The sequence below is a fragment of the Streptomyces sp. NPDC089799 genome, from assembly GCF_040684755.1.
GTDB lineage: Bacteria > Actinomycetota > Actinomycetes > Streptomycetales > Streptomycetaceae > Streptomyces.
In genome coordinates, this window is record NZ_JBFBGR010000001.1 from 359,155 (window position 1) to 372,157 (window position 13,003).

Consider the following 13,003-nt stretch of genomic DNA (forward strand, 5'->3'; position numbering starts at 1 on the left):
ACTAGGGGGTATCAGGGTATGCGGTGATGAGGACGAACGGAGGGTGCCCGTTGGGGACTCCCTTGAAGGTGAAGGTCACGCTCTTCACGTCCTGGGCATGGCCGGTGACCGACGTGACCGACTTGCCGGTGACTTCGGCGAAGGACGCCTTGAGCGTGAACTGACCGGTGTCGTCGTTGAGCAGTTTGGCCGTGATGTCGTTCTGCTTCTGGTCGATCGCCGCCTGGACGAGCCGCTGTGCGGTGACGAGGTCCGGGAAGGTCGAGGCGGCCGAAGGGTTCTGGTCCCGCATGCGGTGCTGCAGCTGCACCTCGGTCAGCCCCACGTGGCGGTCGATCGGGTGGGTGACCCCGCCGACGTTCCTGTCCTCCTGATTGGCCAGGTCGATCGGGTACATGTGGTTCGTCGGCCGGTCCCACGGCACCGTCCACTTGTGCTTCGGGTCGAATCCCGTGATGCTGCGGGCGCCGACGGCCTGGGCGCGGGCCTCCTCGGCCTTGAAGGTCGGGACGCTGTCGGAGGCCTGTTGCAGGACGGGCTTGAGCGCGTCCAGTCTGCCGGCGAGCTGGCGGGTGTTGTCGTTGTACCGGTCCACTCCCGCGTTGAGGTCCTGGGTGTCGAGGTTCTCGATGAACTGCTCGGCGAGACCGACGACGCCGCTGACCAGGATCCGGAAGATGTCCTCCGCCGCGTTCTTGACGCTGTCCAGCTCCATGCATTCCCTGGCCGCCTCGGCGTATTCGTTCTCGATCAGCCGGCGTACGCCTTCGACCTCCTTCTTGAAGAGGTCGAGGATGTCGGCGATCTCCCGTGCCTTGTCGATGAGGATCTGGAGCACGGGCTGGCGAGCGCCGGAGTTCGCGGTGGGGTGCTTCCAGTTGTAGTTGTGGGCGTATTGGTTCCCCGGACCTTTCCCCCAGGGCCGGGTTCCCCACAGGCTGCTGGTGAACTGCAGCATGGCCGCCTGCCATTCCCCGTTCGCCGCGGCGGGGTCGGGGTTGGTCAGATAGCCGATGGCCGCGTCCAGGTCCTGGCCGGACTTGAAGGCGTCGTCGGCGACCTTCCGCCAGGCGGCCGCCACCTGCGGGAGTTCCTTGTCGTCGCCGCCGGGCGTGATGTCGGCGACCTTGCCGTGCCGGAGGGCCTTTCTGAGGGCCTGCTGGAACACCCAGTGGAAGAGTTCCCCGATCTCCCCCAGCACCTTGTTGATGATGCCGTTGGACCATCCGCGGTCGCCGCCGCCCCGCCAGGCGAGGTCCGGGACCTTGCCGTACCAGGGAGGGCTCTGGATGACCTCGGGGATCGGTTTGAGGGTGGTCGGGAACCCGAGGACCGGGTTGGAGGCGTACTCCGCCATGACGTAGTTGTTCGCGGTGATCGTCAGCCCGGTGGACACGCCGCCCACGGCGGCCACCGCCTTCGCCCAGACCTCCAGGTAGAGGGTGGTCACGGCCTCGTAGGACCTGGCGAACGCCATCGGTCCCGAGCCGATGCCGCACACGCCCGAATGGTCGGCCAGGCCGTCCAGCAGGTGTCGCGGGGCCTGGTGGAAGGCCGTCTGGTGGTTGCGGATCAGGTATGAGGTGTACCAGACGTGCGGGGGATTCACGTCGAAGCCCATGGGCCAGCCGCCGGGGTCCATCGACGGCTTCATCGCCTGGACCTCTTTGTTCGGGTCCGGCTTCGGTTTCGGCTGGCCCTGAGAGATGTCCTTGCCGTCGGGGTCGAACAGCTTGCCCGGGGCGGGCGAGGGCTGTGACGGCACGGCGGGCTGGGTGCCGCCGCCGCCCGGGGGCTGGGTGGGTGTCCCGCTGCCGGGCGGGGGCGGGGTGGCACCGCTGCCGGGCGGGGGAGTGGCGCTCATCAGGCCGCCCCCCAGCCGCGCAGCACTGCCCGGTGGGCGGCGGTGTAGTTGGCGTGGGCGGTGGTCACCGACTCGTGGAGCCACGCCTGGCGCGCCTTGAGGTCGGCCATCTCGGCGCTCCACCGGTCCAGGGTGAGGACGAACGCGTCGCGCGCCTCGCCCTGCCAGCCGAGCACCACCTTCTCCGTGCGTGCGTAGAGCAGGGTCAGCTGCTCGTTGAGCTTGCGGAGGATCTCCTCCAGTTCGCCGGCCATGCCCTGTAAGGCATCCATGTCCACGGCTATGTGGTCGTCGTCATTCGGCACCGTGCTCTCCCCCTCCCCCTCGCCCCCCGTCTCCCGGGGGTCCCCTAGAGGTCTTCGACGCGGCTGCGCGGGCCGGCGGCGGGTGCGGCGGGGCCGTCCGCGCCGGGGGCCGCGCCGGCCGGCGGTGCCTGGAGGGCGGCGGCCTCCCGTGCCACGTCGATCTCGGCCTGCACCCGGCGCATCTGTTCCAGGACCTCCAGGTCCTGGCTGTCGAACCCGTCCCGGCCGAGCCGGACCGCCTCCTCCAGCAGCCGCAGGTGCTCCCGGATCCGTACGGCGTCCTCCGCGGCCTTGAGGTGCAGGGCGCGGAAGGCGTCGCCCGTCGTCCCGCGCCAGCGCGCCTGGATCCGGTCTACGATCCCGTCCATCCGCCGCACCTGGTCGTCCAGGTGGCGCTGCATGGCGTCGAGGTCGTCGGCGAGCCTGACCAGCCCGTCGTCCTCGGGCATTGCCAGATCCGGGTTGTGCACAGCCATGACCGGGCTCCGTCCCGCCGTCCGCCACGCCACCTGACTTCGAGTCGCGTCGAAACCTATAACCGGCCCTGATCTACAGATAGTTGATTAACAGTCAGATGACAGGAGCGGTGGCGCGAATCAGCGCATCTCGCGGACGTGCCGGGAGGCGAGGACACCTGCCGCCGTCACTCCCAGGATGACTGCCGTCAGCATGAACATCGGGGCCGTGCCCTGCTGGGCCATGGCCCCGCAGACGACCAGGGAGAGCGGGGCGACCGCGTAGCCGAGGACCATGTCCACCGAGATCACCCGGCTCAGCACCGAGCCGTCGATGTTGCGCTGGATCCAGCTGAGGCCGAAGACGCCCTGGAAGCCCATGCCGAAGCCCATGGCGAAGACGGTGGCCAGGGCGGCGGGGGTGTTGCCGACCGTGCCCAGCAGGGCCGTGCCGAGCGCCAGCCAGCCGGCCAGGGCGCTGATCAGGAGGCCGACGCGGGGACGGCCGCCCGCGGCGCCGCCGGCCAGGGTGCCCAGCATGGCACCGCCCGCCAGGGCGCCGTTGAGCAGGCCCAGGGTGGTCGAGCCGCCCTGCAGGTCGACCTTGGCCAGGGTGGCGAAACCGACCGTGAACGGACCCGCCTGGCAGAAGGTCACCGCCATGTCGATGGCCAGGATGGTGCGGATGCGCGGGTCCTTGAGGGCGTAGCTGATGCCCTCCTTGATGCGGGCGCCGAGGGAGGGGCCCTTGGCCGCCGGGGCGGCTGCCGGAGCGGCCGCCACGGCCACCGCCCCCGAGTCCGCCCCCGAGTCCGCCCCCGGCTCCGCCGTCGCCGGCTTCGGCGTCCGCGGCAGGGTGCGGATACGGGACACGCACAGGCCGCACAGGGCGAAGCAGACGGCGTCCACCAGGAAGGCGACATGGGCGTCGGAGAAGGCCACCACCATGCCTCCGACGGCCGGGCCGAGCACCGCCGAGACCTTGGTGCCGACCCCCAGCAGGGCGTTCGCCGGGGCCAGTTGCTCCTTGTCGACCACCGAGGGCAGGATCGAGGCGCGGGCCGGCTGGAAGAACGCGTCGACCGCGCCGAAGGCCGCCGCCGCACAGCACAGCAGCCACACCGTCAGGGTGCCCGTCATCCCGGCCACGCCCACCGCGGCCATCAGCGCGGCCCGGGCCCAGCTGGAGAACTGCATCAGGGTCCGGCTGGACCACTTGTCGCTCAGTGAGCCGCCGACCAGGGTCAGCAGGGCCCGGGGTACGGCCTGGAAGGCCAGGACGTACCCCAGGGTCAGGGTGGACCCGGTCAGACCCAGGGTGATCCACGAGAACGCGATGTAGCTGAAGCCGTCGCCGAGCAGGGACAGGGACTGGCCCAGCCACAGCAGGCGGAACGACCCCTGCCGGGCGGGTGTCCAGAGCCGGGCGCCCGCGCTCGTGAGCGTGCTGCTAGCCATGGTCTTTTCTTCCTTTGCGGTCGGGTGCGGCGACGGGCGCGGTGTCAGTAGCGGACCGGGAGGGCCGTCAGGGCGCGGTTCAGGAGGGAGAGCTGCCAGGTCAGCGGCTGGTCGACGAGCCGGAGGTCCGGGTATTCGCGGACCAGTACGTCGATCACCGTGCCGGCCACCAGCCGGGCCAGGGCCGCGCCGATGCAGAAGTGCGCGCCGAAGCCGAAGCCCAGGTGGGAGGCGCTGCCGCGGCGGACGGCGAACGCGTCCGGGTCGGGGAACCGGTCCGGGTCCCGGTTCGCGGCGGCCGTCACCAGGAACATCCGGTCGCCGGAGCGGACGGACCTCCCGTCGAGGGCGAAGTCCCGGGCGGCGGTGCGGATCGACATCTTCGACGGCCCGTCGAAGCGCATCGCCTCCTCCACCACCATCGGCACCAGCCGCGGGTCCTCCCGTACGGCGGCCAGCTGGTCCGGGTGCCGCAGCAGGGCCAGCACGGCGTTCACGATGAGGTTGCTGGTGGTCTCCCCGCCGGCGAACGCCATCTGCGTCAGCATGCCGACGAACTCCTCCTCGCTGACCGTGTCCCCGATCCGGCCGCCCGCCAGCACCTCGCTGATCAGGTCGTCCTTGGGCTCGGCACGCCGCTGCCGGACCAGGTCGGCGAGGTAGTCCTCCAGGTTCACCAGGGACTGCAGGGAGGTGCGGTACTCGCGTTCCTCCTGGGCCGCGCCCAGCACCAGGTCCCCGACCCGGGCGTTCCAGTACCAGAAGGACGGGCCGTGGGCCTGCGGGACGCCCAGCCAGCGGGCGAAGACCAGGGCGGGCAGTGGCCGGGCGATGTCCGCGAGCAGGTCGCCGGTCCGGCCCGGCACGGCCCGCCGGGCCAGCATGGCGCGGGTGGCGCGCTCCACGAAGGTCTTGTAGCGGCCGATCGCGCGGGCGGCGAACTGTTCCTGGAACACCTGGCGCAGCCGGCGGTGCTGGGGAGGGTCGTTGAAGACCATCCAGCGGGAGAGGATCGAGAAGGCGCGTTCGGCGTCCTCCCGGGCCCCTTCCGGCACGGCGTCCATCAGGGGCCGCACCCGCTCGGCGGAGACCGCCGGGTCGCGCAGGCAGTGCATCAGCTGCGCGTGCCCGGTGACCAGCCAGGCCCGGTGCATGGCGCTCCAGTACACGGGGTCGTGGTCGCGGAGGGAGTTGAGGTAGCCGTACGGGTCGGCGTTCACGGCCGGGTCGAGCAGGTACCGCTCGGTGAACGGGCCCCTGGCGGTGGGCGCGGCCTCCGTCTCCCCGGCCGGGGTTGAGGGGGCCGGTGCCGCCGGCACGGTCGCGCTCGCGCCCGTCACCGGGCAGGTCATGGTGGTCGTCTCGGTGTTCAGCAGCGTCATCGCCGCACCCCCGCCTTGATCGTGTCCAGCAGTGCGGCCGTCTGCGGCATCAGACGCTCCGACATCATCGACATGTGGTCTCCTTCGGTCACGTGGAGCGTCAGCCCGCCCAGGGCCAGTTCGCGCCAGCGTTCGACATAGGTCCGGTAGTCCACGTCCAGGCCGGGCATCGGCTCGCCGTCCGGCAGTCCGGCGGCGACCGAGCCCACGACCAGGTGGACGTGCCCGGGGTAGGGCCGCACCTCGTAGCCGGCCAGGGCGACCAGCAGCGAGTGCCACACCTCGATCGGTGCGTTCTCCACGAGGGCGGCCTCGCTCGGGCTCATGCCCGCGCCCAGCAGCAGGGCGGTGAGTTCGGCCACGGCCGCCTCCCGCTCCGCCGACGCGGGCAGGGCGCGCACCCGGTCGCGCATCCGCAGGCCGGTCTCCATGTCCCGGCCCACGGCGGCCAGCCGGTCCCGGGCGGCCGGGTTCGGCAGGTACGGCTCGATCAGCACCAGCGGCTCGACGGTGTGTCCGGCCCCGTGCAGCTGGGCGGCCATCTCCAGGGCCAGGTTGGCGCCCATGGACCAGCCGAGCAGGTCGTGCTCCGTGGTCCCGCCGTGCCCGAGGATCTCCGCCACGTAGTTGGCGGCGATCCCCGCGACCGTGGTCGGGTCCACCCCGCCGAGCAGGCCCCGGGCCTGGAAGGCGCGGACCGGGCGCCCCGGTTCGAGCATCCGGGCCAGCGGCACGTACCAGGCGGCGCTGCCGCCCGTCGGGTGCACGCACCACAGCGGAGCGCCGTCACCCTCCCTCAGCCGTACCTCCGAGCGCACCTCCGCGGCCGGGCGGCCCACCCGGCCGTCCGCCGCCCGGGCCGCTCCGTCCGCCGCCGCAGCGGCGGCCGCCGCCTCAGCCCGCTCCGCGAGCCCGGCGACCGTCGGCAGCTCGATCAGGTCCCGCACCGACACCGGCAGGCCCCGCGAGCTCGCCTGCGCGGCCACCCGCACCGTGGACAGCGAGCTCCCGCCCAGCCGGAAGAAGTCGTCGTGCACGCCGACCTCGTCGATGCCCAGCACGTTCCGCCACACCTCGGCGAGCTCCTTCTCGGCCGCCGTCCGGGGCGCCACGTACGGCACCCCGCCGTCCTCCCGGTCCGCCGAGGCCGGCGGCAGCGGCAGCGCCCGCTTGTCGGTCTTGCCGCTGCTGTTGACCGGCAGCCCGTCCAGGAACACGTACCGGGCCGGGACCATGTACTCGGGCATCTCGGCCCGCAGCGCCCGCCGGAGCTCCTCCGCGCCGGCCGCGGCGCCGTCCCGCAGGACCACGTACGCCACCAGGGCGGCCTCGCCGCCGGGCAGGTCGCGTCGGAGCAGCACCACCGCCTGCCGTACGGCGGGCAGTTCGCGGAGCCGGTGCTCGATCTCGCCGAGCTCGATCCGGTAGCCGCGCAGCTTGATCTGGCTGTCCCGGCGGCCCAGCCACTCCACGGTGCCGTCGGGCCGCCGCGCGCCGATGTCACCGGTACGGCACAGCCGGTCGCCGGGGGCGCCGTAGGGGTCGGGCAGGAAGGTGGCGGCGGTCAGCTCGGGCCGGTTGAGGTAGCCGGGGCCGACGCAGACGCCGCCGAGGTGGATCTCTCCCGGCACCCCGACCGGCAGCGGCCGCATCGCGTCGTCGAGGACGTACATCGTGGTGTTGCGGATGGGCCGGCCCACCGGCACCCGGCGGGTCGCCGGGGTCAGATCGGCGGACACCGACCAGACGGTGGCCTCCGTCAGCCCGTAGATGTTGATGAAGCGGCGGCCGCGCGACCAGGTCCGGGCCAGTTCGGCAGGGCACGCCTCGCCCGCGACCTGGAGCACCGCCAGGTCCGGGAAGCGGTCCTCACCGAGGACGGCCAGCGCGCTCGGCGGCAGCATCGTCCCGGTGATCCCGTACGCCAGCAGGGTCTCCGCCAGATCGGGGCCGGGCCGCAGCGCGTCCTTCGGCGGGGTGCACAGCCGGCCGCCGTTCCCCAGCGACCAGGTGAGCTCCAGGACGGAGGCGTCGAAGCTGAGCGAGGCGAACTGCAGCACCCGGTCGGCGGCCGTCGGGGCGAACACGTCGCGCTGCCCCTCCAGCATGTTGGTCAGGCCGCGGTGCGCGATCGCGGTGCCCTTGGGCGTGCCCGTGGAACCCGAGGTGTAGATCAGGTACGCCGTGCCGTCCGGGTCAGTGCCGGACGCGGGCTCCGTGCCGGACGCGGGCTCCGTGCCCCCCGCGCCGTCCGCGTCCGCCTCCGCCGCCCACACCGCCGGGTCGTCGAGCAGCACCACCTCCCCGTCGAACGGCACCCGGCCGGCCAGCGGCGACTGCGTCAGCAGCACCCGCATCCCGCTGTCCCGGGCCGTGAACTCCAGCCGCTCCGCCGGGTGCTGCGGGTCCAGCGGCAGGAAGGCACCGCCCGCCTTCAGCACGCCGAGCACCGACCGCACCCAGTCCGGCCCGCGGTCCACGCAGATGCCGACGACCACCTCCGGGCCGACCCCCAGCCCGCGCAGCCGGCGCGCCAGCCGCCCGGCCGCGTCGTCCAGCCCGGCGTACGTGATCTCACCGCCGGCGTGCGCCACGGCCACCGCGTCCGGGGTCCGTACGGCATGGGCGGCGACCAGCTCGTGGAACGCCAGCGGGGTGTTCTCCAGCTCCGGGCCGCGCCCCCACTCCCGCAGCTCCCGGTCCCGGGCCGGGCCGGTCAGCGCGGGCGGAACCACCGCCGCCCCCGGATCGGCGGTCATCGCCTCCAGCACCCCGCACAGCAGGTCGGCCAGCTGGTCGGCGGTGGCCGGTGCCAGGTACTCCGGGTCGGCGTCGAGCTGGAAGCCGTCCACGCTCGCGTTCACCAGCAGCGGGAACATGGTCCGGGCGATCTCCAGCGACTCGTCCCAGCTGTCCCCGGACAGACGGTGGAAGTTGACGAAGTTGAAGATGGCCTCCACCAGCCCCGGCTCGCCGGGCCGCAGCTGCTGCAGCCGGACCAGCGGCACCCGGCGGTGCGGCAGCATCTCCTGCTCCGCGCCGAACATGTCCCGCACGTACTCCAGCCAGCTGCCCGTGGGCCGCCGCACCCCGAACGGCACCGTGTTCAGGAACAGTCCGCGCATCCGGTCGCCGCCCGCGACCTCCGGCCGGCCGTTGGTGGCCAGGCCGATGGAGTGCCCCAGCACCCCGCCCTCGTCGTCGCGCTCCGCGAAGAGGCTCATGGTGTGGTGGAAGGCGGTCAGCAGCACGGTCCGCCGCGGCACCCCCGCCTGCCGGGCCAGCCGGCCGATCGGCTCGGCGAGGCGGGCGTAGGACCGCTTGATCTCGTACACCGGCTGCTCCGCGGCACCGCCGGGTTCGCCGTGCCGGGGGAAGCGGACCGGGCGCAGTCCGGCCAGCGCCGACCGCCAGTGCGCGAGCGCCTCCCCGTCCTCCAGCGCGGCCCGTTCCAGGGCGACGTACTCGGCGAAGGCGGGAGCGGCCGGCAGCTCCGGGACGCGGCCGTGCGCGACGGCCTGCCGGTGCAGGTCGAGCAGGTCCGCGATGAGCGAGGTCAGGCTCCACCCGTCGAGCACGATGTGGCAGTCGGTGAGGGTGAGCCGCAGCTCGGTGTCGGTGATCCGGTGCAGGTGGATGCGGATCAGCGGGGCGGCGGCCAGGTCGAACCGCCGGCCGAACTCCTCCTGTACGAACTCCCGCAGCCGGGCCCGCTGTTCCTCCTGCGGCAGCCCGCGCAGATCGGTGTGGCCAACGGGGACGTGCGCGGTGCGGTGCACCAGCTGCAGCGGCTCGGAGAACGAGACGAGGTCGACGGAGGTCCGCAGGATGCCGTGCCCGGCCACCACGGTGTCCACGGCCGCCTGGAAGGCGGCGGGGTCGAAGCCCTCCGGGACGCTGATCTTCAGATCGGTGACGTTGTGGTAGGCGCCGCGCTCCTCGTCGGCGAGCATCTCGTGCAGCATGCCCGCCTGGAGCATGGTCAGCGGGTACGCGTCCTCCAGGCCCTGCGGGAGCCGGGCCCGGTCGGACGGGTCCAGCTGGGAGAACGGCGCCACCGGCGCGGGCCCTTCGTCCCCGTCCGCCGTCGCCGTCGCCGCCCGGGCCAGGTCGGCCAGGGTGCGGGCGCGGAACAGGTCGGGCACGGTGAGGGCGAGTCCGGCCGCGCGGGCCTTGCCGATGACCCGCAGGCAGAGGATGGAGTCGCCGCCCAGGTCGAAGAAGTTCGCGGTGCTGCTGACCTTCTCCGCGCCGAGCACCTCCGCCCAGATCGCGGCGAGCGCCTCCTCGGCAGGGCCGGCCGGGGCGGTGTACCCCTCGGGCACGGCGGCTCCCGCGTCCGCCACGGCGACCAGGGCCTTCCGGTCCACCTTGCCGTTGGCGGTGACCGGCAGCCCCGGGTGCCGGACGAACAGCGCCGGGACCATGTACTCCGGCAGGTTCAGCCGCAGCCGGTCCCGCAGGTCCGCCGCGTCCAGCGGCCGGCCCTCGGTCAGCACCACGTGGGCGACCAGCCGGGCCCCGCCGTGCCCGTCCGGGCGGGCCACCACCGCCGCGTCCCGGACCCCGGGCAGGCCGCGCAGCGCGGTCTCGATCTCGCCGGGCTCGATCCGGAAGCCGCGGATCTTCACCTGGTGGTCGGCGCGCCCGCAGTACGCGAGCTGCCCGTCCGGCAGCACCCGTACGAGGTCACCGGTGCGGTACATGCGGGACCCCAGCGGCCCGAACGGGTCGAGCGGGAACCGCTCGGCGGTCAGCTCGGGCCGGTTGCGGTAGCCGCGGGCCACACCGCCGCCGGCCACGTACAGCTCGCCGACCGTGCCCTTGGGCACCAGCCGCCCCGCCCGGTCCAGCACGTAGCCGTGCTGCCCGGCCAGCGGGCGGCCGATCGGGGAGTACACGGCCGAACCGGGGTCCTCCTCGGTGATCAGCCGGTACGTGACGTGCACGGTGGTCTCGGTGATGCCGTACATGTTGACCAGCGCGGGCCGGCGGCCGGCCGGAACGGCGAACCAGTCGCGGTAGTCACGGGTGTCGAACGCGTCCCCGCCGAAGACCACCGTACGGAGCGCCAGCTCGCCGAAATCCGCTCCCTGTGCGGCGAGATGGGCGCGGAGGCCCTTGAACGCGGCCGGGGTCTGGTTGAGGACGGTGACCCGCTCCTCGCGCAGGACGCCGTGCACGGCCGCGGGGTCCCGGACCTCGTCCTCGGTCAGCACGACCACCCGGCCGCCGGAGGTCAGCGGACCCCACAGCTCCCAGACGGAGAAGTCGAAGGCGGGGGAGTGGACCAGGGTCCACACGTCCCCGGGCCCGAAGCCGAAGTGCCGGTCGGCGGCGTCGAACAGCCAGGCGGTGTTGGCGTGGGTGATCTCCACGCCCTTGGGGCGGCCGGTGGAGCCGGAGGTGTAGATGACGTAGGCGAGGGTGTCGGGGCCGGGCCGCACGGAGGCGAGGGGGGCGGCTTCGGCACCGGGGGAGGCGTCAAGGGCTGCGCCCGGGGCATCGTCCAGGGCGTCGTCCGGGGCATCGAGGCCGATCACCCCCACCGGGAGGCCGTCCACGGCTGCCCGCCCCACGGCATCGGCGACCACCCACTCCACCCCGGCGTCCGCCACGGTGAACTCCCGCCGGGCCCGCGGGTGGGACGGGTCCAGCGGCAGGTACGCCGCCCCCGCGCGCCACACGCCCAGCAGGGCCACCGCCAGGTCCACCGACCGGCCCAGGCACACCCCGACCAGCGACTCCGGGCCGATCCCGGCCGCGCGCAGCCGGCCGGCCAGGGCCCGGGAGGCCGCGTCGAGTTCGCCGTACGTCAGGCTGCGCCCGCCGCCCGACACGGCCACCGCGTCCGGGGTCCGGCGGATCCACTCCTCCACCCGGTCCAGGGCCGGGCGGGGCGCCGGCGCCGGCGCGGGCTCGGGCAGTTCCTCCCCGGCGGGGCGGTTGGCGGGGCCGTCGGGGCCGAGCAGCTCGGTGATCTCGGTGTCCGTCAGCAGCGCCATCTCGCTGAGCGGGACGGCCGGGACGCGGACGAAGGCCCGCAGCACGTTGACGGTGTGCGCGGCCAGCCGGGCCACCGACTCCTCGGTGAACAGGTCGGTCCGGTAGACGAACTGGAGCGCGAGCTCGCCGCCGCCGCCCTCGCAGAGGTCCAGGGTCAGGTCGAACTTGGCGGTGGTCAGGTCCACGCGGAGGGGGGTGCCGGCGGCGGCGCCGAGCGCGTACCCGCCGGCGGGCTGCCCGGTGGCGGTGTGCTGGAACAGCACCTGGAACAGCGGGTTGCGGGACAGGTCCCGCTCCGGGCTGAGCTCGTCGACGACCCGCTCGAAGGGCAGCGTCTGGTGCGACAGGGCGCCGAGCACGCTGTCCCGGGTGCGGGCGAGGAGTTCCGCCGGGGTGGGGTCGCCGGCCAGGTCGGTACGGATGACCAGGGTGTTCACGAAGAACCCGACGAGCTGCTCGGTCTCCGGCCGTTCGCGGTTGGCGACCACCGTGCCGATCGCGATGTCGTCCTGGCCGCTGTGGAAGGCGAGCGCGGCCTGGAAGGCGGACATCACGGTCATGTACGGGGTGGTGTCGGTGCGGCCGCCGAGCTCGGCCAGGGCCGCGGTCAGCGCGCCGGGCAGCTCGACGCGGTGCACCGCGCCCTCGTACGAGCGGACGGCCGGCCGGGGGTGGTCGGCGGGGAGCTCCAGGGGAGTGAGGCCGGCCAGGGCGGTGCGCCAGTGGTCCAGGTCGGCGGACTCGTCCTGGGCGCGCTGCCAGACGGCGTAGTCGGTGTACCGGACGGCGGGCGGGGCGGCGGGCGGGATGTGTCCTGCGGCACGGGCGGAGTGGAAGGTGCGCAGGTCGCGCAGGAGGATGTCCAGGGACCAGCCGTCCGACACGATGTGGTGCATGGCCAGCACCAGCACGTGGTCGTCCTCGGCGACCCGCAGCAGGGTGGCGCGGAAGGCGGGCTCGGCGGCGAGGTCGAAGGGGCGTACGGCGATCCCGTGCACGGCGGCGGCGACGCCGGCCTCGCCGCGGGCCCGGTCGGCGGCGGGGAGGTCCACGAGGTCCAGGCCGGGGACGGCGTCGGCGGGCAGCACCTTCTGCGAGGGGACGCCGTCCTGCTCGGGGAAGACCACGCGGAGCTGCTCGTGGCGCTCGACCAGATCGGTGACGGCGGCGCGCAGCGCGGGCACGTCGAGCGGGCCGGTGAACCGCCAGGCGGAGGGCATCAGGTACTCGGCGGTGCCGGGGGCGATGCGGTCGAGGAAGTACAGCCGCTGCTGGGCGGCGGACAGCGGGACGTGCTCCGGGAGGGGGTCGAGACGCGGGATCCCCGCGGGGGCGGCGGCCTTGCCGCGGAGGCGGCGCTCCAGGAGGGCTCTGGCGGCGGGCGACAGCCCGCGCTGCGGCGCCGGCGCGGTCTGCGCGGGCTTGGCCTGCGTTGCCTCGGCGGCGGGGGTCGTGGTGGTGGTCGGGCGCTCGACGTGCGAAGTGGTCATGGCAGTTCACGTCCCATCGGAAGAGTCGATCAAGTCGTTTGTC

6 protein-coding genes are annotated in these 13,003 nt (G+C 73.6%); all 6 read right to left on the reverse strand.

Annotated features, from left to right (window positions below; genetic code table 11):
- Position 1: 1 nt before the first annotated feature.
- The 6 genes from AB0O36_RS01415 to AB0O36_RS01440 all read right to left on the reverse strand — a co-directional run bounded on the left by AB0O36_RS01415 (position 2) and on the right by AB0O36_RS01440 (position 12,960).
- The gene (locus AB0O36_RS01415) at positions 2 to 1,864 is read right to left on the reverse strand and encodes an RNase A-like domain-containing protein (RefSeq protein ID WP_365102349.1); all 1,863 of its coding nucleotides are present in this window, start codon (positions 1,862 to 1,864) and stop codon (positions 2 to 4) included.
- Positions 1,864 to 2,136 carry a WXG100 family type VII secretion target gene (locus tag AB0O36_RS01420; protein ID WP_365102555.1) on the reverse strand — a complete coding sequence of 91 codons (273 nt, stop codon included), beginning with the start codon at positions 2,134 to 2,136 and terminating at the stop codon, positions 1,864 to 1,866. Before AB0O36_RS01420 ends, AB0O36_RS01415 begins: the two co-directional genes overlap by 1 nt.
- 77 nt (positions 2,137 to 2,213) lie before the next feature.
- A complete protein-coding gene (locus tag AB0O36_RS01425) occupies positions 2,214 to 2,645 on the reverse strand; it encodes a WXG100 family type VII secretion target (protein ID WP_365102351.1) in 432 nt (143 codons plus the stop codon).
- Positions 2,646 to 2,765: 120 nt separating this feature from the next.
- Complete coding sequence (locus tag AB0O36_RS01430; protein ID WP_365102354.1) at positions 2,766 to 4,082, reverse strand: MFS transporter; 1,317 nt, start codon at positions 4,080 to 4,082, stop codon at positions 2,766 to 2,768.
- A gap of 44 nt (positions 4,083 to 4,126) precedes the next feature.
- Positions 4,127 to 5,464 carry a cytochrome P450 gene (locus AB0O36_RS01435; RefSeq protein ID WP_365102356.1) on the reverse strand — a complete coding sequence of 446 codons (1,338 nt, stop codon included), beginning with the start codon at positions 5,462 to 5,464 and terminating at the stop codon, positions 4,127 to 4,129.
- Complete coding sequence (locus tag AB0O36_RS01440; RefSeq protein WP_365102358.1) at positions 5,461 to 12,960, reverse strand: amino acid adenylation domain-containing protein; 7,500 nt, start codon at positions 12,958 to 12,960, stop codon at positions 5,461 to 5,463. Before AB0O36_RS01440 ends, AB0O36_RS01435 begins: the two co-directional genes overlap by 4 nt.
- Between the last annotated feature and the right edge of the window lie 43 nt (positions 12,961 to 13,003).